Genomic DNA, 20,976 nt, shown 5'->3' with positions numbered 1-20,976 from the left:
GCAAGAAACCTGTAAGCGAGGCTTGCCGAATAGCCGGCACGCCCCCTTTCTGGCTGACCCGCCATCGGCTGCCGGCCGGGGTTCAGCACCCTTTTCAAGGTATTTTCAGCTTGTCGATAATTTAAAGGAAATACAACTATAAGCCAGGTATAATCCGCAGAACATCTGCATAATGCGGTTTACAGCTTTGCACCTTGGCATTGGCGCGTTTCAGCCGATTTCAGGCGAAAAGCTCGCTCCACACCGGACGGGCGCGGCTGCAAGCCTGCCGCCAGCAAGCCATATCCTGGACGGGCATGGCGGAGCCGCGATGGCATAGCCGGGGGCGCTCATGCCGCATTCTGGCCGGGCCAGCCTGTGGCGGCCGAAGGAACATTCCGGCGGATGGCGGGTTTTCTGCTGCGGATCACCGGGAAAGGGGCGGGGATGTTCGCAGATCGCGTTGATGCGGGCCGGCAGCTTGCCGCCGCCTTGGCCGGGCAACGGGACGAGCCGCTGCTGGTCCTGGCCTTGCCGCGCGGCGGAGTGCCCGTCGGCTATGAGGTCGCGCGGGCGCTTGGCGCCCCGCTGGATGTGATCCTGGTGCGCAAGATCGGCGCACCGGGCCAGCCGGAGCTCGCCATCGGGGCGGTGGTGGACGGCTCGCCCCCGCAGCTGCTGCTCAACGACCGGCTCGTTGCCGCGACCGGCGCGACGCCTGAACATGTCGCGGCGGAGGAGGCCCGGCAGATCCGCGAAATCGCCCGGCGGCGGCAGCTTTACCGCGGCGACCGTCCGCCGCCCGAGATCCGCGGCCGCACCGTCATCGTGGTCGATGACGGCGTCGCCACGGGGGCGACGATGCGCGTCGCGCTGCGGGCGCTGGCGCGATCCGGCGCCACGCGGGTGATCGTGGCCGTTCCGGTGGCCCCGGCGGATGCGCTGCGGGACATCCGGGCCGAGGCCGATGCGGTGGTCTGCCTTGGCACCCCCGAGCCGTTCCACGCCGTCGGGCTGTATTACCGCGACTTCGAGCAGGTCAGCGATGCCGAGGTGACGCGGATCCTGGCGCGTGCCAATGCCGGCAACGGCTGAGCGCGCCCGCAATCTCGGAGCCGGCCGGCGTCTTGGTCCGCCGGCCCGGTCCCTCAGAGCATGGCCCGCCGCGTCAGCGCCTTCTCGACCTCCAGGATCACCATCGTGGCAAAGCCGATCAGCAGGATCACCAGCCCGTCGGCCGGCGCCACCGGGGCGCTGTCGAACAGCTCGTGCATGAAGGGCGCATAGGTGAAGAGCAGCTGCGCCGCGACCACCACCGCGATCGCCCCCAGAACCGCCGGCGTGCCCATGGCGCCGATCAGGCTGAACGAGCTGCGGTGCAGGTAGCGCACGTTGAACAGGTAGAAGATCTCCATCACCACCACCGTGTTGACGACCATGGCGCGGGCTCCTTCGATCCCATAGCCGCGCATGCCGGCATAGGCGAAGATGCCGAAGGCCCCCAGCATGAACAGGACGGACACGAAACCGATGCGCCAGACCAGGAAGCGCGACAGGATCGGCGCGTCGCGCGGCCGGGGCGGTCGGTTCATCACATCCGGCTCGGGCGGCTCGAAGGCCAGGACCAGCCCCAGGGTGACGGTCAGGATCATGTTGATCCACAGGATCTGCACCGGCGTCATCGGCAGCGTCAGGCCCAGCAGGATGGCCAGGATCACGCAGAGCACCTCGCCGCCATTGGTGGGCAGGGTCCAGCCGATCACCTTGCGGATGTTGTCGTAGACGGTGCGCCCTTCGTGCACGGCGGCGACGATCGAGGCGAAATTGTCGTCGAGCAGCACCATCTGCGCCGCCTCCTTGGCGGCTTCGGTGCCCTTGCGGCCCATGGCGACGCCGACATCCGCCTGCTTGACCGCCGGCGCGTCGTTCACCCCGTCGCCGGTCATGGCGACGATATGGCCGTTCGCCTGCAGCGCGTCGACGATGCGCAGCTTGTGCTCGGGCGTGGCGCGGGCGAAGACGCTGACCTCCTCGACCACCCGGCGCAGGGTTTCGTCCGGCATGCCGTCCAGCGCGGCGCCCTCCAGCACCTTCGGATCGTCGGCGATGGCGAGCTGGCGGGCGATGGCCGCTGCCGTGCCCTTGTGGTCGCCGGTGATCATCTTGATGGCGATCCCGGCCGAGCGGCATTCGGCCACCGCGGCGATGGCCTCGTCGCGTGGCGGGTCGATGAAGCCGGCAAGGCCCAGGAAGGTCAGCCCGGTCTCGACCATGTCGAAGCCCAGCCGCTCGGTCTCGGGGCCGACGGCAAGGGTGGCAAAGCCCAGCACGCGCTCGCCGCCCGCGGCGCAGGCATCGATGCGGGCCTGCCAGTAGCCGGGATCCAGGGGCAGGGGGGTGCCGCCGCTCGCCTGCGTCGCGCACATGGCCAGCACCCGCTCGGGCGCCCCCTTGACAAAGATGCGCCTTCCGCCCTGCGGATCGTCGTGCAGCGTGGCCATGAAGCGGTGCTGCGCGTCGAAGGGGATTTCGTCCAGCCGCCGCCACAGCGCCCGCTCGGTCTCCGGGTGCAGGCCGGATTTGGCGGCGGTGGCGACCAGCGCGCCCTCCATCGGGTCGCCCAGCACGGTCCAGTGGCCGTCGCGTTCCACCAGCCGCGCGTCGTTGCAAAGCAGGCCGGCGCGGATCAGCGCGTCGCGCTCGGGTTCGGGCGCGGGCTCGCTGCCTTCCGGGGCCTGGAACCGGCCCTCAGGCGCATAGCCCAGGCCCGAGATCTCGGTCACGCTGGCGGCGGTCACCAGATGGCGCACGGTCATTTCGTTGCGGGTCAGCGTGCCGGTCTTGTCCGAGCAGATCACCGAGGTGGCGCCCAGCGTCTCGACCGCCGGCAGGCGGCGCACCACGGCGTTGCGGGCGGCCATGCGGCGCACGCCGATGGCAAGGGTGATGGTGATGACGGCGGGCAGCCCCTCGGGCACCACGCCGACGGCCAGCGCCACAACCACCATCAGCGCGTCGAGCCAGTCGTAACCCCGGAACACGGTGGCGAAGGCGAAAAGCAGCGCCCCCGTGGCGATCGCGAACCAGGTGAAGCGGGTGCCGAAGGCGTTGATCTGGCGCAGAAGCGGCGTGGTCAGGGTCTGCACCGTGCCGATCATGCCCGAGATGCGGCCGATCTCGGTCTGCGCGCCGGTCGCCACCGCGACGCCGATGCCCTGGCCCGAGGTGACCAGCGTGCCGGAATGCAGGATCGGCGCGCGGTCGCCAAGCGCGGCGTCGGGCGCCACCGGCGGCTCGGTCTTTTCGGCGGGGACGGATTCCCCGGTCAGGATCGCCTCGTCGGCGCTGAGCCCGCGCGCCCGCAGCAGGCGCAGGTCGGCGGGCACCTTGTCGCCGGCCTCGATCACCACGATGTCGCCGGGCACGATCTCGCGGGTGTCGAGGGTGTGCCGCTCGCCCTCGCGCACCACGACGGCATGCGGGGCGATCATGTCGCGGATCGCGTCCAGCGCGCGTTCGGCCTTGCCCTCCTGGATGAAGCCGACGATGGCGTTGATCAGCACCACCACGACGATCACCGCACCGTCGATGACATGGCCCAGCGTTATCGCCGCCACCGCCGCCGAAAGCAGGAAATAGATCAGCGCATTGTTGAACTGCGCCAGGAAGCGCAGCACCGGATGGGTGCGGGCGGCCGGCGGCAGCGCGTTCGGGCCGAAGCGTTCCAGCCGCCGCGCGGCCTCGTCGCGGCTGAGCCCGTCGAGGCCGGTCGCCAGCGCGATGCAGGTTTCTTCGCCGCTGCGGGCATGCCATGCGCCCTGTTCCGGCGCGATATCGGCGGGCTTCATGCGGCTCTCCTTCGGCAGTTTCCCGTCGCCTATCGTGTTTGCAGGCATTCGCCGGCCAGTTCAATGCGTCGGGGCGCCCGGCGTCGGGAATGCCGCAGCGGCAGGCTATCGCTGCAGGACATAGGTCCCCGGCGCCTCGGCCAGCGGCACATAGCCCTTGGCCGGCGCGCCCATGCCGGGGGCGGCGACGCGTCGGGCCGCCGAATGCGCGGCCAGCCATTCGGTCCAGGCCTCCCACCACGATCCGGGACGGGCCTCGGCGGTCTCGGCCCAGGTGTCGGCGCTGCGGCAGCGGCCGCCGGCCTCGCGCAGGGCGATGCGATAGCGGCGATGCGGCCGCCCGGGCTCGCTGACGATGCCGGCATTGTGGCCGCCGCTGGTCAGCACGAAGGTCAGCGCGGTATTGCTGAGGTAATGGATCTTGAAGACCGAGCGCCAGGGCGCGACATGGTCGCGCTCGGTGCCGACGACGAACATCGGGACGCGGATGTTCTGGATCGCCGCGGGCCGGCCCTCGACCATGAAGCGCCCGGCGGCCAGCTCGTTGTCCAGGTAAAGCCGCTTCAGGTATTCGGCATGCATGCGATAGGGCATGCGCGTCGAATCCGCGTTCCAGGCCATCAGGTCGATCATCGGCCGCCGCTCGCCCATCAGGTAGTCGTGCACCATGCGCGACCAGATCAGGTCGTTCGAGCGCAGAAGCTGGAACGCCCCCGCCATCTGGTCGGCCGACAGGTAGCCGCGGTTCCACATCATGCTTTCCAGCAGGTTCACCTGGCTGTGGTCGATGAACAGCGCCAGTTCCCCGGGCTCGCTGAAATCGGTCTGCGCCGCCAGCAGCGTCAGGCTGGCCAGCCGGTCGTCGTCATCGTCATGCGCCATGTCGGCGGCGGCGATCGACAGCAGCGTGCCGCCCAGGCAATAGCCCACGGCATGGACCCTGCGCTGCGGCAGGATGGCTTTGATCGCCTCCAGCGCCGCCATAACGCCCATCCGCCGGTAATCGTCCAGCGTCAGGTCGCGGTCCTCGGCCTGCGGGTTGCGCCACGAGATGCAGAAGACCGTATGGCCCTGCGCCACCAGATGCCGGATCAGCGAGTTCTGCGGCGAGAGGTCCAGGATGTAGTATTTCATGATCCAGGCCGGCACGATCAGGATCGGCTCGGCCAGCACCGTCCTGGTGGCGGGGGCGTATTGGATCAGCTCGATCAGGTGGTTGCGATAGACCACCTTGCCGGGCGTGACCGCGACGTCCTTGCCGACCGTGAAATCCTCGGTCCCCACCGGCGGCTGGCCGGTCGCCATGCGCAGCACGTCCTCGGACCAGTTGCGCATGCCGGCCAGCAGGTTGGTGCCGCCGGTCTCCAGGGTGCGGGCGATCACCTCGGGATTGGTGAAGGGCAGGTTCGAGGGCGAGAACACGTCGAGGATCTGCCGCGCGGTGAAAGAGACGATCTCCTCGTGATGCGGATTGACGCCCGGAACCTCATGCGTGGCGTTGTGCCACCATTGCTGCTGCAGCAGGAAGGCCTGCGCCCAGATGCTGAAGGGCGGCTTCTTCCAGCCCTCGGCGGCAAAGCGATAGTCGCCGGGCAGCGGCTCGATGCAGGCCGCTGCTTCGCGATCCACGCAAAGCGCGGCGAGATGGGACAGAAGCCGCGCCGCCTTGCGGTTCGCCTTGTCCATCAGCTCCAGCCGCTTGCCGGGGGCGGCGGCCAGATGCATGGTCCAGTCCTGCAGGGCCAGGGTCAGGGCCGCGGGCGACAGGCCGCCGGTGAACTGGCCCAGCATCGCCTCGCGCATGCGGTCGAAGGTGCGGAACACCTCGCTGCCCAGCGTCTCGATCCGGGCGACCGGCGGCAGGTCCGCGGCCGGGGCAGGGGGCAGGGCGGGGGCGGGCTTGTCCATGGCGTCTCCTGCGGCGGCTCTTGGCGGGATGGCTGTTGCTGCCGCGATCCTGCCACGCGTCTTAGGGGGATTTGTGCGCCATCCTGCGGATGTCAATCCGGCACAGCGTTGATTCAGGTCAAGACGGCCGGGTTTTCCGGGCACCTGGGCCAAAGAGCGTGACCTCGGCCCGTCGGGGCCCCGACGGCCAAGCCGCATTGCGCAGGGCCGCTTTCCCGGGTTCTATGGTCCGGTTGCAGGCGACGGGGGAAACATGCGGCAAGGCGGGACGGCCGAGCGTGGGCTGATCGACGGGATTTTGCAGGGCATGGAGCTGCGCTCGGCCGCGTTCATCGTCACCGTCTATGGCGATGTGGTCGTGCCGCGCGGCGGCGTGCTGTGGACCGGGACGCTGATCGAGGTCTGCGGCCGCGTCGGCATCAACGAATCGCTGGTGCGCACCGCCGTGTCCCGGCTGGTCGCCGCCCACCGCCTGCGGGGCGAGCGGCTGGGCCGGCGCAGCTATTACCGGCTGGACGCCTCGGCCCAGCGGGAATTCGATCAGGCGGCGGGGCTGCTTTACCGGGCCGAGGTGCCGGCGCGCGGCTGGCAGATCCTGCATGCCCCCGCCCTGGCCGAGGACGAGGCCCGCCGCCAGCGCATGGGACATATGGGCGGGGCGGTGTTCATCCGCCCCGACCGCGGCCAGCCGGTCCCCGAGGGCGCGCTGCTGTTCCCGGCCGCGGACCCGGCCGAGCTGGGCCGGATCGGCCAGTTCTGGGACCTTTCGGCGCTGCACCGGCGCTATCTCGACCTGCTGGCGCGCTTTGCACCGCTGGCCGAGGCGGGGGCGGCGCCCTCGGACGAGACGGCGCTGATCGCCCGGCTGCTGCTGGTCCACGACTATCGCGGCGTGCTGCTGCGCGACCCGCGCCTGCCGCAGGCCGCCCTGCCCGGCGACTGGAAGGGGCACGAGGCGCGGGCGCTGTTTCGCGATCTCTACCGGCGGCTGACCCCGGCGGCCGAGCGCTGGATCGCCGCGCATTTCGAGGGCAGCGACGGCTTCCTGCCCGGCCAGACGCCCGAAAGCCAGGAGCGGCTGGCCGATCTGTCAGAAGCAGACCGTTGAATTTACGCCTCTTTTTTCATTCTTTGCCAAAACATTACAAGACACCTGAATAATTTTCTTCCTTTGTGATGTTTTGCCATGTATAAACTGACCAACCGGTCGGTGAATTGGAGAATCACCGGCTTTGCCAGCAAAAGGGAGAGAGCATGCAGGACGCCTTCATCTGTGATGCGGTGCGCACGCCGATCGGTCGCTATGGCGGGGCGCTGGCCTCGGTCCGGGCCGATGATCTGGCGGCGCTGCCGCTGAAAGCCCTGATGGAGCGCAATCCGGGCGTGGACTGGTCGGCGGTGGACGATCTGATCTATGGCTGCGCCAACCAGGCCGGCGAGGACAACCGCAATGTCGGCCGCATGGCGGTGCTGCTGGCCGGAATGCCCGTCGGTGTGCCGGGGACCACGGTGAACCGGCTTTGCGGCTCGGGCATGGATGCGGTCGGCATGGCGGCGCGGGCGATCAAGGCGGGCGATTGCGATTTCGTCATCGCCGGCGGAGTCGAAAGCATGACCCGCGCGCCCTTCGTGATGCCCAAGGCGGAAACCGCCTTCTCGCGCGCCAATGCCGTCTATGACACCACCATCGGCTGGCGCTTCGTCAACCCGGCGATGAAGGCGCAGTTCGGCATCGACTCGATGCCGCAGACCGCCGACAACGTGGCCGCCGATTTCGCCGTCAGCCGCGCCGACCAGGACGCCTTCGCCGCCCGCAGCCAAGCCCGCTGGGAAGCGGCGCAGAAGGCCGGCATCTTCCGCGACGAGATCGTGCCGGTCACCGTGCCGCAGAAGAAGGGCGAGCCCATCGTCTTCGACACCGACGAGCATCCGCGCCCCGGCACCACCGCCGAGACGCTGGCCAAGCTGAAAGGCGTGAACGGCCCGGATCTGACGGTCACCGCCGGCAATGCCTCGGGCGTGAATGACGGCGCCGCGGCGCTGGCGATCCTGTCGGGCGAGGCCGCGAGGCGGCACGGTCTGACGCCCAAGGCGCGCATCGTCGCCATGGCCGCTGCGGGGGTCGAGCCGCGCATCATGGGCATCGGCCCGGCGCCGGCGGCGAAAAAGGTGCTGGCGCGTGCGGGGCTGACCATCGAGCAGATGGATGTGATAGAATTGAACGAGGCCTTCGCCAGCCAGGCGCTGGCGACCTTGCGCGACCTTGGCCTGCCCGACGATGCCGCCCATGTGAATCCGAACGGCGGTGCCATCGCGCTTGGCCATCCGCTTGGCATGTCGGGGGCCCGGCTTGTGACGACGGCGATGTATCAGCTGCATCGCACCGGTGGGCGCTATGCGCTCTGCACCATGTGCATCGGTGTGGGACAGGGGATCGCCATCATCATCGAACGCGTTTGATCCAGGGGAGGATCCAGCCATGTATGCCCAGCTTGTGAAATCCGAAGGCGCCAAGACCCGCGAGGAGATGACGCCCGAGGAGCTTGCCTTCCAGGAGCGCATCGACCGCGGCGAGAAGATCGAGCCCAAGGAATGGATGCCCGAGGGCTATCGCAAGACGCTGATCCGCCAGATCGGCCAGCACGCGCATAGCGAGATCGTCGGCCAGCTGCCCGAGGGCAACTGGATCACCCGCGCGCCCACGCTGGAGCGCAAGGCGATCCTCTTGGCCAAGGTGCAGGACGAGGCCGGGCACGGGCTCTATCTCTATTCGGCGGCCGAGACGCTGGGCGTCTCGCGCGACGAGCTGATGGAACTGCTGCACGCCGGCAAGATGAAATATTCCTCGATCTTCAACTACCCGACGCTGACCTGGGCGGACATGGGCGCGGTGGGCTGGCTGGTCGACGGCGCGGCGATCATGAACCAGGTGCCGCTGCAAAGGACCAGCTACGGCCCCTATTCCCGCGCCATGATCCGCATCTGCAAGGAGGAGTCGTTCCACCAGCGCCAGGGCTATGCCATCATGATGAAGATGGCGCAGGGCACGCCGGCGCAGAAGCGCATGGCGCAGGATGCGCTGAACCGGCTTTGGTATCCGGCGCTGATGATGTTCGGGCCGTCCGACAAGGACTCGGTGCATTCCGCGCAGTCGATGGCGTGGAAGATCAAGATGAACACCAATGACGAGTTGCGGCAGAAATTCGTCGACCAGACCGTGCCACAGGCGGAATATCTGGGCCTGACCGTGCCCGACCCGAACCTGAAATGGAACGAGGAAAAGGGCGGCTACGATTTCAGCGAGCCGGACTGGTCGGAATTCTTCGACGTGATCGCCGGCAACGGGCCTTGCAACAAGGACCGGCTGGGCGCCCGCGTCAAGGCCTGGGAGGACGGCGCCTGGTTCCGCGAGGGGCTGATGGCCCATGCCGAGAAGGCCGCCGCCCGCCGGGCGCAGGCCGCCGAATAACCCGTCATCGCCAGGAACACGCGCCAGTCGCAGAACCAAGTTTAGGGAGAGAACCATGTCCAAGGAATGGCCGCTCTGGGAGGTCTTCATCCGGGGCCAGCACGGGCTGAACCACCGCCATGTCGGCAGCCTGCACGCGCCCGACGCTGAAATGGCGATCATGAACGCCCGCGACGTCTATACTCGCAGGAACGAGGGCGTGTCGATCTGGGTCGTGCCCTCGGCGCAGATCACGGCGTCGAGCCCCTCGGACAAGGGGCCGCTGTTCGAGCCGTCGAACAGCAAGGTCTATCGCCACCCGACCTTTTTCGACATTCCCGAAGAAGTGGGGCATATGTGATGCCGTCGCTGCCCGACATGAACACGCCCGAGGTGGCGGACCTTGCCCGGCGCGAGGCCAAGGCCCATCCCACCCATCCGACCGTGCCCCAGCCCGATGCCGGGCAGGAGGCGCTGTTCGAAACCCTGCTGCGCATCGGCGACTCGACGCTGATCCTGGGCCACCGCGTGTCCGAATGGTGCGGCCATTCGCCGGCCCTGGAAGAGGACATTGCGCTGGCCAATGTGGCGCTGGACCTGATCGGCCAGACCCAGCTCTGGCTCGGCCTCGCGGCCGAGGTCGAGGGGCAGGGCCGGACCGCCGACGACCTCGCCTATCTGCGCGACGCCTGGGATTTCCGCAACCTGCTGATTGTCGAGCGCCCGAACGGCGATTTCGGCCATACGCTGATGCGGCAGCTCCTGTTCGACGCCTGGCACCATGAATTGCTGAAGGCGCTGTCCGCGTCCTCGGACCCGCGCGTGGCCGAGATCGCGGCCAAGGCCGGCAAGGAGGTCGCCTATCACCTGGAACGCTCGTCCGACTTGGTGGTGCGGCTGGGCGACGGGACCGAGGAAAGCCATCGCCGCATGCAGGAGGCGCTGGACGCGCTCTGGCCCTATACCGGAGAGATGTTCCTGGGCGACGACAAGGATGCCGAGATGGCGGCGCGCGGCATCGCCCCCGACCCGGCCAGCCTGCGCGCCGGCTGGGACGAGACCCTGCGCCATGTGCTGGGCGAGGCGACCTTGCAGGTCCCCGAAAGCGATTTCGCGCATAAGGGCGGCAAGCAGGGCGTCCATACCGAACATCTGGGCTATATCCTGGCCGAGATGCAGTTCCTGCAGCGCGCCTATCCGGGCGCAAGCTGGTAAAGCGCCATGGCCGCAGCGACCCATCCCAGCGTCGAGGAGGTCTGGGGCTGGCTTTCCGAGGTGCCCGACCCGGAGATCCCGGTGATCAGCCTGACCGACCTGGGCATCATCCGCGGCGTCGAATGGCAGGGCGATACGCTGGTCGTGAAGGTCACGCCGACCTATTCCGGCTGTCCCGCGACCAGCATCATCAACCTGGACATCGAGACCGCGCTGCGCGGCCGCGGCATCGACAAGCTGCGGCTGGAACGCCAGATGTCGCCGCCCTGGACCACCGACTGGATCACGCCGGAGGGGCGGGAAAAGCTGCGCGCCTATGGCATCGCGCCCCCCATCGACGGCACGGCGGCGGACGGGCAGATCGCCGGGCGCATCGCCCGGATGACCGGCGCGAACCTGACCATCGCCTGCCCGCGCTGCGGCTCGGCCAATACCGAAAAGATCAGCCAGTTCGGCTCGACCCCCTGCAAGGCGAGCTATCGCTGCAAGGACTGTCTGGAACCCTTCGACTATTTCAAATGCATCTGAGAATGCGCCCCGCTTCAGGAAGGATACCCACATGGCACGCTTCCACCCGCTGAAGGTCATCGACGTGAAGCGCGAGACGCGCGACGCGGTGGTCGTCACCCTTGCCCCCCGCGACGAGGATCGCGCGCTGTTCGATTTCACCCAGGGGCAATACCTGACCTTTCGCCGCGACTTCGACGGCGAGGAGCTGCGCCGCAGCTATTCGATCTGCGCCGGCAAGGACGAGGGCGCGCTACGCGTCGGCATCAAGCGCGTCGATGGCGGCGCCTTCAGCACCTGGGCGAACGAGAATCTGGCGCCCGGCGACGAGATCGAGGCGATGCCGCCGATGGGCAAGTTCTTCACCCCGCTCGATCCCGGGGCGGAAAAGCAGTATCTGGGCTTCGCCGCCGGTTCGGGCATCACGCCGGTGCTGTCGATCATCAAGACCGTGCTGGCGCGCGAGCCGCGGGCGCAGTTCACGCTGGTCTATGCCAACCGCCAGATCAACACGATCATGTTCCGCGAGGAGCTGGAGGATCTGAAGAACCAGCATCTGGGCCGCTTCTCGGTCATCCATGTGCTGGAGCAGGAGGGGCAGGAGATCGACCTGTTCACCGGCCGCATCGACGCGGGCAAGATGACGGCGCTGTTCCAGCACTGGCTGGATGCCGAGGCCGTGGACACCGCCTTCATCTGCGGGCCCGAGCCGATGATGCTGACCGTGGCGGCATCCTTGCGCGACCACGGGCTGCGCGACGATCAGATCAAGTTCGAGCTCTTCGCCTCCAGCCAGCCGGGCCGGGCCAAGGCCCGCGCCGTCTCGCGCGAGGCGGTCAAGGCGGGCGAGGGCGTTGCCGCCACGGTGACGCTGGACGGCGCCACGCGCAATTTCCAGATGCCGCGTCAGGGCGAGACGATCCTGGAGGCGGCCTTGGCCAACAGCATGGACGCGCCCTATTCCTGCAAGGCGGGCGTCTGCTCGACCTGCCGCTGCAAGGTGCTGGAAGGCGAGGTCGAGATGGCGGTGAACCACGCGCTGGAGGATTACGAGGTCCGCGCCGGCTATGTGCTGAGCTGCCAGGCCTATCCGGTCAGCGACCGCGTGGTCGTCACCTATGACGAATGATCCGGGCGCAGGAGGGGAACCCATGTCCGATACCATGAATATCGAGGACTATCTGGCGCAGGGCGGGGTGCTGACCGCGCCCGGCAACGCGCCCGCCCGCTATCGCGGCGAGCTTCTGCGGCTGATGTCGTCCTTTGTCGACAGCGAGCTTGCCGCCTCGGCCGGCTTCGCCAATGCGATCAACTTCGCCCCCGGCATCAAGGAGCGCATTGCCGCCAGCCGCATCACGCTGGAAAAAGCCGACCATGCCGAGCGCGTGCTGCGGGTGATGGCCGAGTTCGGCACCGATGCCGCGCGCTATCAGACCAGCCACGACTGGGCCGCGCGGGTCGAACGCGATGCCGATCTGGGCGCTGCGCGCCGGCCCGGCGACATGCGGCTGTCGGTGTTCCACTATCCCGTCACCGGCTGGACCGATGCGGTGGTGATGAACGTTCTGCAAGGGCTGGCGACCGGGGTGCAGATGACCGAACTGACCCGCGTTTCCTATGGCCCCTTGGCCGAGGTGTTCCGCGAGATCGCCCCGCGCGAGGCGCGCCATGCCGAGCTGGGTCTTGAGGGGCTGGAGCAGATCGCCGCGACCGAAGAGGGGCGCGAGGAAGCCCGCGCCGCCGTCGCCTATTGGCGGCCGCGGGTGGCGGCGGGTTTCGGCGTGGCCCATTCGGACCGCTACGACACGCTGGCGCGCTTCGGCCTGCGCCACAGCCCGAACGAGGCGCTGCTGGCCCGCTGGGAGGCGCTGGCCTCGGAACATCTGGCCGCGCTCGGCCTGTGATCGGCGTTCCGGCCGCGTTCCCCTGGGGCGCGGCCGGCCGCCTGACCAAAACCAAGACTGACCAAGGAAACGCCAATGACCACTCCGCGCTGTCTTGAAAGCTATGTCTGCGGGGGCTGGACCCCCGGCAGCCAGCAGGGCCAGACCCTGCTGGACGCCGCCACCGGCGAGCCGGTCGCCGTGATCGATTCAAGCGGCATCGACTTCGCCGCCGCGCTGGCCCATGGCCGCGAGGTGGCGGGGCCGAAGCTGCGCGCCATGTCCTTCCACGAGCGCGCCGGCATGCTCAAGGCCCTGGGCCTGGCGCTGATGGCGCAGAAAGAGGAGTTCTACGCCGAAAGCCTGCATACCGGCGCCACCCGCACCGACGGCTGGGTGGATATCGAGGGCGGCATCGGCACCATGCTGACCTATGCCTCGAAGGGCCGGCGCGAATTGCCGAATACCCGCGTGCTGACCGATGGCGATGTCGAGGTCCTGTCCAAGGACGGCAGCTTCGTCGCCCAGCATATCCTGACGCCGCTGCATGGCGTCGCGGTGCATATCAACGCCTTCAACTTCCCGATCTGGGGGATGCTGGAAAAGATCGCGCCGACGCTGCTGGCCGGGGTGCCCTGCCTGGTGAAACCCGCCAGCCAGACCGCCTATCTGACCGAGCTGATGGTGCGCCGCATCGTCGAGACCGGCATCCTGCCGGAGGGCGCGCTGCAGCTGATCTGCGGCTCGGTCGGGGATCTTCTGGACCATGTGACCGAACAGGACGCCGTGACCTTCACCGGCTCGGCCTGGACCGGGCGCAAGCTCAAGACCCATCCGGCGATCGTCGCCAATTCCGTGCGCTTCACCATGGAGGCGGACAGCCTGAACGCCTCGATCCTGGGTCCGGACGCGGTGGCGGGCACGCCGGAATTCGAGCTGTTCGTGCGCGAGGTCGCGCGCGAGATGACGGTCAAGGCCGGGCAGAAATGCACCGCCATCCGCCGCGTCATCGCGCCGCGCGCCCAGGTCGATGCGCTGGTCGCCGCGCTGGACGAGCGGCTGGGCAAGACCGCGCTTGGCCTGCCGGGCGACGAGGGGGTGCGCATGGGGCCGCTGGCCAGCCTCGACCAGCGCGAGGAGGTGCGCGAGCGCATCCGCGACCTGCAGGCGGCGGCCGAGATCGTGGCGGGCGACCCGGACGCGGTGCGCGTGACCTCGGGCGATCCTGCCAAGGGCGCCTTCCTCAATCCGGTGCTGATGCATGCGGCGAAGCCCTTCGAGGCGGCGGCGGTGCATGAGGTCGAGGCTTTCGGTCCCGTCTCGACGATCATGCCCTATGACGACCTGGACGAGGCGGTGGCGCTGGCGCGGCTGGGCAAGGGTTCGCTGGTCACATCGGTCTTTACCGACGATCCGAAGGTCGCCGAGCAGGCGGTGCTGGGCGCGGCCCCCTGGCACGGCCGGGTGCTGATCGGCAACCGCGCCTCGGCGAAAAGCTCGACCGGGCACGGCTCGCCCCTGGCGCCGCTGGTCCATGGCGGACCGGGGCGTGCGGGCGGCGGCGAGGAGATGGGCGGCATCCGCGGCGTCAAGCATTACATGCAGCGCACCGCCGTGCAGGGCGCGCCGCGGCTGCTCTCCGCCGTCACCGGCCGCTGGATCGAGGGCGCCGATGCGCAGCAGGGCGTGCATCCCTTCCGCAAGTCGCTGGCCGAGCTGCGCATCGGCGACCAGCTGGTCACGGCGACGCGCACCATCACCCGCGAGGATGTCGAGCATTTCGCGCATTTCACCGGCGACACCTTCTATGCCCATATGGACGAGGCGGCGGCCAAGGCGAACCCGTTCTTCGATGACCGCGTCGCGCATGGCTACCTGATCGCCAGTTTCGCGGCCGGCCTGTTCGTCGAGCCGAATCCGGGTCCGGTTCTGGCCAATTACGGCGTGGACAACCTGCGTTTCCTGACCCCGGTCTATTTCGGCGACACGCTGCAGGTGCGGCTGACCTGCAAGGAGATCAACCCGCGCGAGAATGCCGGCCATGGCGAAGTGCGCTGGGATTGCCAGGTCACCAACCAGAAGGGCGAGGTCGTGGCGCAATACGACGTGCTGACCATGGTGGCCAAGGAGTGGCCGCTGGCGCAGGCGGCGGAATAAGCGGAAGGGCAGGGCGGTGCTTCGGGATCGTCCCTGCCCGCACCTGCGAAAGCCCGGACCGGCCAGCGGCTGGTCAGGACCCCTCGGAAACTCCCAGTTCGCCGGCGATCTGCCTTTCCAGATGCGCGGCCAATCGCTGCGCCGCGTCGGACCTGCTGCTCCAGTCATCGGCGATCTCGCCGAGATGGGCTTGCCGCGCATGGTCCAGCGTCGCAGCTTCCCACCCCCGGATTCGCCGCTTTGCCCAAAGGGCGGCGGCCTGCTTGGAGGCGAACTGTCCGGTGCTCGCCGTATGCCACATCCGGGCAAGCGTCAGCAGGACGTTCCGCTCATCCCCGTGCAAACCGGCCAGCAGGGCCGGAAGCATGTCGCGCATGGCCTGCCGGAGACGGGCCGGGGGAAATGCGGGCAGAAGCTGGTCCGCGCCCGGGCCGAACAGGGGAATAGCCTCTTCGCGCGCCTGTGCGAGAAGCAGGATATGTTCGGGATCACGCGCCGGCATCGCCTTGCTGCCGCTTTCGAACGCCTCCCGCAACCACTCGCCATAGACGAATTCCGCCCGGCCCCAAGAAGCAGGCTCGGCGAGGTCGGCGCGGCGGAATATCATCACCTCAAGGCAGCGCGGGCCGCCCGGCGCGGCGGGGTGGCGGCCGGAAAGACGCAGCAGGGCTGCCAGCAAGTCGCTGCGCTGACCTTCGGACAGGGCGCGATCCACGACGGCCAGAAGATCGATGTCGCTTTGCGGCCGGTGCTGGCCCGAAGCCGTCGATCCATGCAGATAGGCTGCAAGCAGCGCATCGCCGAGGATGTTTCGCAAGGTCGCCAGCGCGGCGGGTATCTGCTCGAATTGCCTGGGCACGGTCTGCATGATCGCTTCGCTTCCGGTCAGCTGCCCGTCACCGGGACTTCCGCCTGCGCTTCGCGGGGCACTCCGTCGAGAACCGTCGCGTCGCGGCATTACCGCACCGCCTTGATCCCCTCCAGGATCAGCGTCGTCGCCACGTCGGCGTAATCCTCGCGGGTGATGCGGCCGCCGTCGCGGAACCACATATAGACCCAGTTCATCATCCCGAACAGCGACATGGTGACCGGGGTCAGCAGCGGGCGCTGCGGATCGTCCAGCGCCGGGTTGATCTCGCGCAGGACCGCGGCGAAGCGCTTCACGATGCGCCGCTCGACGCCCAGGATCTCGGCCTTCTGGTCGTCGGCCAGGGCCGGGGTGGCGTTCAGCTGAACCTTGTGCTGGTTGTCCGCCCCGCGATAGCGGTCCAGCAGCGTGCCCACCAGCCGGCGCAGGCGCTGCTGCGGCGGCAGGCCGGGGTCGTCGGCATCCTCGATGGCGGCGTCGAGCTCTTCCAGATGGGTGATGATGATGGCGAAGATCAGCGCATCCTTGCTGGGATAATAATGGTAAAGCAGGGCCTTGGAGACCTGGCTATGCGCGGCGATCTGCGCCATGGACGCCTTTTCCATGCCCAGATCGGCAAAGACCTCGGCCGCCTTGTCCAACAGGCCGCGCTGCTTTTCCTCGAAATCCGCTGCCCGTGTCCGAGCCATGCCATCCTCACAAGATCATTTGTTCGCCCGCGGTCGGGAGGCGAGAAAAACAAGGGGGCGCGCCGGCCCCCTTTCGATTTAGCGGGTCTGCGACCGCATGTCATGCCGGCTGCCGCGATGCGGCATCATGTCTTGGGCCGGTTGTCAAGCACCCGCTTGGCCTTGCCTTCCGAACGGGCAAGGGCATTCGGATCCCTGACCTCGATCCGGGTCGAGACGCCGACCACGCTCTTGATGTGATGCGCCAGCTCCTTGGCGGAATGGGCGCGGGCGGCCTCGTCGGTCATCTCGGGGGTGCATTCGACATGCACGATCATCGAATCCATGCGGCCCGAGCGGGTCAACTCGATCTGGAAATGCGGCGCGAGGCCCCGGCATTTCAGGATCTGCTCCTCGATCTGGGTCGGGAAGACGTTGACGCCGCGCAGGATGATCATGTCGTCGCTGCGGCCGGTGATCTTCTCGATCCGGCGCATGGAACGCGCGGTGCCGGGCAGCAGCCGGGTCAGGTCGCGGGTGCGGTAGCGCACCATCGGCAGCCCTTCCTTGGTCAGCGTGGTGAAGACCAGCTCGCCCAGCTCGCCATCCGGCAGCACCTCGCCGGTCACCGGGTCGATGATTTCCGGGTAGAAATGGTCCTCCCAGATATGCAGCCCGTCCTTGGTCTCGACGCATTCCATGGCGACGCCGGGGCCCATGACCTCGGAGAGGCCGTAGATGTCGACGGCATGCATGCCGAAGGCCTCTTCGATTTCCTCGCGCATGGCGTTGGTCCAGGGCTCGGCGCCGAAGATGCCGATCTGCAGCGAGGATTCGCGCGGATCGAGGCCCTGGCGGCGGAACTCGTCCAGGATCGACAGCATGTAGCTGGGCGTCACCATGATGATGCGCGGCTTGAAGTCGTGGATCAGCGTCACCTGCCGCTCGGTCATGCCGCCCGAGATCGGCACCACGGTGCAGCCCAGCCGCTCGGCCCCGTAATGCGCGCCGAGGCCGCCGGTGAACAGCCCGTAGCCATAGGCATTGTGCAGGATGTCGCCCGGCCGCCCGCCGGCGGCGCGGATCGAGCGCGCGATCAGGTTCGCCCAATGGTCGATATCGGCCTGGGTATAGCCCACCACGGTCGGCTTGCCGGTGGTGCCGGACGAGCCGTGGATGCGCACCAGCTTGGACTGCGGAACGGCGAACATGCCGAAAGGATAGGTGTCGCGCAGGTCCTGCTTTACCGTGAAGGGGAATTTCGCGATGTCCGCGAGCGATTTGAGGTCCTCGGGATGGACGTCATGCTCGATGAAGCGGTTGCGGTAGAAGGGCGAATTTTCGAAGGCGTGCTTCAGCGACCGCTTCATGCGGTGGAACTGCAGGGCCTCGATCTCGTCGCGCGATGCGATCTCGATCGGGTCCAGCTCCTTCTTTTCCGGCGCCAGTGGATGCATGGATTCCTCCCCTTGCAATGCTTTGCGGTCAGGATTCGACCGGCAGATGGGTGCCCTTGACGGTGCGGGAATGGCCGCGGAACTCGGCCACATGCGCGCCGTCCTGATTGGTGATGCGGATGTCGTAGATGCCCGAGCGGCCCCGGCGCGAGACCTCGCGCGCCTCCGCCGTCAGCCGGTCGCCGATGCGGCAGGGCACCAGATAGGTGATCGAGCAATGCTGCGCGACCACCAACTGGTTGTAGCTGTTGCAGGCGAAGGCGAAGGCGCTGTCGGCCAGCGTGAAGATATAGCCGCCGTGGCAATTGCCGTGGCCGTTCGACATCGCCTCGGTGATGGTCATCGACAGCGTCGCCTCGCCCGGGGCGATATGGTCCAGGCTCATGCCCAGCCGCTGGCTGGCGGAATCGTCGTTCCACATCGCCTTGGCCGAGGCTTCGGCCAGCTCCTGCGGGGTCATCTGGGAAACGGGCTTCATGGTTGCGTCTTTCATTGTCCCCGGAACTCCGGCTTGCGCTTTTCCAGGAAGGCGGTGACGCCCTCGGCGTAATCGGCGCTGCGGCCGGCCTGCCGCTGGCAGTCGCGCTCCATGTCCAGCTGCTGGTCAAGGCTGTTGGTGGCGGCCGCCTGGATCAGCCGCTTGGTCAGGCCCAGGCCCAGCGTCGGACCCGCGGCAAGGGACGCGGCCAGCGCGCCGGCCTCGTCCATCAGCGCCTCGTCCGGGACCGCCTTCCAGATCAGGCCCCAGGCGGCGGCCTGTTCCGCCGGCAGCGGTTCGGCCGTCAGCGCCAGCGCCTTGGCGCGCAGCTCGCCCAGGATACGGGTCAGGCTGAAGGTGCCGCCGGCATCGGGGACCAGCCCGATCTTCGAGAAGGCCTGGATGAACTTCGCCGATTTCGCCGCCAGCACGATATCGCAGGCGAAGGCGATATTGGCCCCCGCCCCGGCCGCCACGCCGTTGACCGCACAGACCACCGGCTTTTCCAGCGCCCGGATCAGCCGCAGCGTCGGGTTGTAGAAGGTTTCGAGCGTCTGGCCCAGATCGGGGGCGGGGCCGCCCTTGCGCGGGTCGCGGTCGCCCAGATCCTGCCCGGCGCAAAAGCCGCGCCCGGCGCCGGTCAGCAGGACCGCGCGCACCGCGGCATCGTCATGGGCGCGCTGGATCCCGGCCCGCAGCGCCAGATGCATCTCTTCGTTGAAGGAATTCAGCTTGTCGGGGCGATTGAGCGTCAGTGTCAGCACGCCATCGGCCAAGGCCGCCAGGACGGTTTCCGTCATCGGTAAAACTCCCTTGCCCCGGCTTTCGGGGGCTCCCTGAAAATTTTTGTTGCATAAACCGACCGGCCGGTCAATGATAATCTGGTCAAGTGTGGGGGGAGCCGTGACAGAATTTTTCGACCGCCATCGGCCGCTGCTGGACGCCGCGCTGGAGGCGCTGCATTGCCGTGCCTTCTGGACCCCGTTTCCCGAGATTCCAAGCGGCAAGCTCTATGGCGAAACCGCCCGCGAGGACGGTCAGGCCGGGTTCGAGGCGCTGCGCAATGCCGCTTTCGAGCTGCCGGGCCACCCGAATCAGCGGCAGCTGGGCGGCGAGGTCTCTCCTTTTGGCGGCGCCTTGGGGATCACCTATCCGGCCGCCGATGCCCCGACGCTGATCGCGGCCGCGCAGGCGGCGGCGCCGGGACTGGCGGCGGCCGGCGCCGAGGCGCGGGTGGGTGTCTGCCTGGAATCGCTGGTCCGGCTCAACCGCATCAGCTTCCTGATGGGCCATGCCACCATGCACACCACGGGGCAGGCCTTCGCCATGGCCTTCCAGGCGGGCGGGCCGCATGCGCAGGACCGCGGGCTCGAGGCCGTGGCCATGGCCTGGGACGAGATGACCCGATTCGCCCCGCAGGCGCGCTGGGAAAAGCCGCAGGGCAAGGCGGCGCCGATCGTGCTGGAAAAGCACTGGACCATCGTGCCGGCCGGCCTGTCGCTGGCCATCGGCTGCAACACCTTCCCGACCTGGAACTCTTATTCCGGGATCTTCGCCAGCCTTGCCACCGGCAACCCGGTGATCGTCAAGCCGCATCCCGCCGCCATCCTGCCGCTGGCGCTGACCGTCCGCGTGCTGCGCGAGGTGCTGGCCGAGGCCGGGCTGCCGGCCGATTCGGTGCTGCTGGCCGTGGACGAGCGCGGCGCGGAAATCACGCAGGACCTGGCCACCCACCCGGCGGTGCGGCTGATCGACTATACCGGCTCGGGCGCCTTCGGCGACTGGCTGCGCGGCCACGCGACGCAGGCGCAGCTGTTCACCGAAGAGGCCGGCGTGAACACCGTCACCATCGCCGCCACCGACGATTTCGCCGGCATGTGCGCCAACCTGGCCTTTTCGCTGGCGCTCTATTCCGGGCAGATGTGCACCGCGCCGCAGAACATCTATGTCCCCGAGGGCGGCATCGACACCGACCAGGGCCACAAGAGCTGCGATGAAGTCGGGCTGACGCTCGCCGCCGCCATCGACGCGTTGCTGGCCGATCCGGCCCGCGCCGCGGGCATCTGCGGCGCCATCGCCAACCCCGCGACGCTGGAGCGCGTGCAGCAGGCGCGCGGGCTTGGCCGGGTGCTGCGCGATTCGGCGCCGCTGGGGCAGGGGCGCACCGCCACGCCGCTGCTGCTGGCGCTGCGGGACGGCGATCCGGCCTGCGAGCGGGAATGCTTCGGCCCCATCGCCTTCGTCGTCGCGGTGAAGGATGCCGATACCGCCATTGCCCGCGCCGCCGATCTGGCCCGCCGCCAGGGGGCGATCACCGCCGCGCTCTACGACCGGGACGAGGCGCGCATCGCCCGCGCCGCGCGGGCCTTTGCCGCGGCCGGCGTCAACCTGTCGGTCAACCTGACCGGCAACATCTATGTCAACCAGTCGGCGGCCTTCAGCGATTTCCACGTGACCGGGGCCAACCCGGCGGGCAATGCCAGCCTGACCGACACCGCCTTCGTCGCCAGCCGGTTCCGACGCGCCATGTGGCGGCGGCCGGCGGCGGCCTGACCAAGTC

At 68.3% G+C, this 20,976-nt stretch carries 18 protein-coding genes; 11 read left to right on the top strand and 7 right to left on the bottom strand.

What is annotated here, in order from left to right; all coding sequences use genetic code 11:
• Window positions 1–426 precede the first annotated feature (426 nt).
• Window positions 427–1,074: a phosphoribosyltransferase gene (locus tag LOS78_RS20740; protein WP_036714235.1), complete on the top strand. Its 648-nt coding sequence runs from the start codon at window positions 427–429 to the stop codon at window positions 1,072–1,074.
• A gap of 53 nt (window positions 1,075–1,127) precedes the next feature.
• Here LOS78_RS20740 and LOS78_RS20735 read toward each other — a convergent pair whose 3' ends face one another.
• Window positions 1,128–3,827 (bottom strand): cation-transporting P-type ATPase, encoded by a 2,700-nt coding sequence (locus LOS78_RS20735; RefSeq protein ID WP_230378575.1) that lies wholly within the window; start codon window positions 3,825–3,827, stop codon window positions 1,128–1,130.
• Window positions 3,828–3,932: 105 nt separating this feature from the next.
• Window positions 3,933–5,735 (bottom strand): alpha/beta hydrolase, encoded by a 1,803-nt coding sequence (locus LOS78_RS20730; protein ID WP_230378574.1) that lies wholly within the window; start codon window positions 5,733–5,735, stop codon window positions 3,933–3,935.
• 253 nt (window positions 5,736–5,988) lie between these two features.
• Here LOS78_RS20730 and LOS78_RS20725 point away from each other — a divergent pair, with 253 nt between their 5' ends.
• The 9 genes from LOS78_RS20725 (at window position 5,989) to paaZ (ending at window position 14,945) form a co-directional block, all read left to right on the top strand.
• The gene (locus tag LOS78_RS20725) at window positions 5,989–6,843 is read left to right on the top strand and encodes a PaaX family transcriptional regulator C-terminal domain-containing protein (RefSeq protein WP_230378573.1); all 855 of its coding nucleotides are present in this window, start codon (window positions 5,989–5,991) and stop codon (window positions 6,841–6,843) included.
• A gap of 146 nt (window positions 6,844–6,989) precedes the next feature.
• Window positions 6,990–8,195 carry a 3-oxoadipyl-CoA thiolase gene (gene pcaF, locus LOS78_RS20720; RefSeq protein ID WP_230378572.1) on the top strand — a complete coding sequence of 402 codons (1,206 nt, stop codon included), beginning with the start codon at window positions 6,990–6,992 and terminating at the stop codon, window positions 8,193–8,195.
• A 19-nt stretch (window positions 8,196–8,214) separates the two neighbouring features.
• Entirely contained in the window at window positions 8,215–9,204 is a 990-nt protein-coding gene (gene paaA / locus LOS78_RS20715) for a 1,2-phenylacetyl-CoA epoxidase subunit PaaA (protein WP_230378571.1), read from the top strand.
• Between the two features lie 55 nt (window positions 9,205–9,259).
• A complete protein-coding gene (paaB, locus tag LOS78_RS20710) occupies window positions 9,260–9,544 on the top strand; it encodes a 1,2-phenylacetyl-CoA epoxidase subunit PaaB (protein WP_028713630.1) in 285 nt (94 codons plus the stop codon).
• Window positions 9,544–10,398, top strand: coding sequence for a 1,2-phenylacetyl-CoA epoxidase subunit PaaC (paaC, locus tag LOS78_RS20705; protein WP_230378570.1), 855 nt, complete (start codon window positions 9,544–9,546; stop codon window positions 10,396–10,398). The genes paaB and paaC overlap by 1 nt, the downstream gene beginning before the upstream one ends.
• Before the next feature lie 6 nt (window positions 10,399–10,404).
• Window positions 10,405–10,926, top strand: a complete 522-nt coding sequence (gene paaD / locus LOS78_RS20700; protein ID WP_028713632.1) for a 1,2-phenylacetyl-CoA epoxidase subunit PaaD — start codon at window positions 10,405–10,407, stop codon at window positions 10,924–10,926.
• Window positions 10,927–10,957: 31 nt separating this feature from the next.
• Window positions 10,958–12,034, top strand: a complete 1,077-nt coding sequence (gene paaE / locus LOS78_RS20695) for a 1,2-phenylacetyl-CoA epoxidase subunit PaaE (protein WP_028713633.1) — start codon at window positions 10,958–10,960, stop codon at window positions 12,032–12,034.
• Between the two features lie 22 nt (window positions 12,035–12,056).
• Complete coding sequence (locus tag LOS78_RS20690) at window positions 12,057–12,809, top strand: Phenylacetic acid catabolic protein (RefSeq protein WP_230378569.1); 753 nt, start codon at window positions 12,057–12,059, stop codon at window positions 12,807–12,809.
• Window positions 12,810–12,884: 75 nt separating this feature from the next.
• Window positions 12,885–14,945 (top strand): phenylacetic acid degradation bifunctional protein PaaZ, encoded by a 2,061-nt coding sequence (gene paaZ / locus LOS78_RS20685; protein WP_230378568.1) that lies wholly within the window; start codon window positions 12,885–12,887, stop codon window positions 14,943–14,945.
• Between the two features lie 73 nt (window positions 14,946–15,018).
• Here paaZ and LOS78_RS20680 read toward each other — a convergent pair whose 3' ends face one another.
• The 5 genes from LOS78_RS20680 to paaG form a co-directional block, all read right to left on the bottom strand.
• Entirely contained in the window at window positions 15,019–15,813 is a 795-nt protein-coding gene (locus LOS78_RS20680; RefSeq protein ID WP_230378567.1) for an aminoglycoside adenylyltransferase domain-containing protein, read from the bottom strand.
• An 89-nt stretch (window positions 15,814–15,902) separates the two neighbouring features.
• Window positions 15,903–16,502: a TetR/AcrR family transcriptional regulator gene (locus tag LOS78_RS20675; protein WP_028713637.1), complete on the bottom strand. Its 600-nt coding sequence runs from the start codon at window positions 16,500–16,502 to the stop codon at window positions 15,903–15,905.
• Between the two features lie 125 nt (window positions 16,503–16,627).
• On the bottom strand, window positions 16,628–17,938 hold the full coding sequence (paaK, locus tag LOS78_RS20670) for a phenylacetate--CoA ligase PaaK (protein ID WP_230378566.1): 1,311 nt from the start codon (window positions 17,936–17,938) through the stop codon (window positions 16,628–16,630).
• Between the two features lie 28 nt (window positions 17,939–17,966).
• Window positions 17,967–18,416, bottom strand: coding sequence for a hydroxyphenylacetyl-CoA thioesterase PaaI (gene paaI, locus LOS78_RS20665; protein WP_230378565.1), 450 nt, complete (start codon window positions 18,414–18,416; stop codon window positions 17,967–17,969).
• A gap of 11 nt (window positions 18,417–18,427) precedes the next feature.
• Complete coding sequence (gene paaG, locus LOS78_RS20660) at window positions 18,428–19,216, bottom strand: 2-(1,2-epoxy-1,2-dihydrophenyl)acetyl-CoA isomerase PaaG (RefSeq protein WP_230378564.1); 789 nt, start codon at window positions 19,214–19,216, stop codon at window positions 18,428–18,430.
• Window positions 19,217–19,319: 103 nt separating this feature from the next.
• On the opposite strand from paaG, the gene paaN reads away from it, so the two are divergent.
• Window positions 19,320–20,969 carry a phenylacetic acid degradation protein PaaN gene (paaN, locus tag LOS78_RS20655; RefSeq protein WP_230378563.1) on the top strand — a complete coding sequence of 550 codons (1,650 nt, stop codon included), beginning with the start codon at window positions 19,320–19,322 and terminating at the stop codon, window positions 20,967–20,969.
• Window positions 20,970–20,976 lie beyond the last annotated feature (7 nt).

Origin of the sequence: Paracoccus sp. MA (genome assembly GCF_020990385.1) — a bacterium.
In the GTDB taxonomy this organism is placed as follows: Bacteria; Pseudomonadota; Alphaproteobacteria; order Rhodobacterales; family Rhodobacteraceae; genus Paracoccus.
The sequence above is the reverse complement of the archived record's forward strand: the minus strand, read 5'-3'. Positions and strand labels throughout refer to the sequence as shown.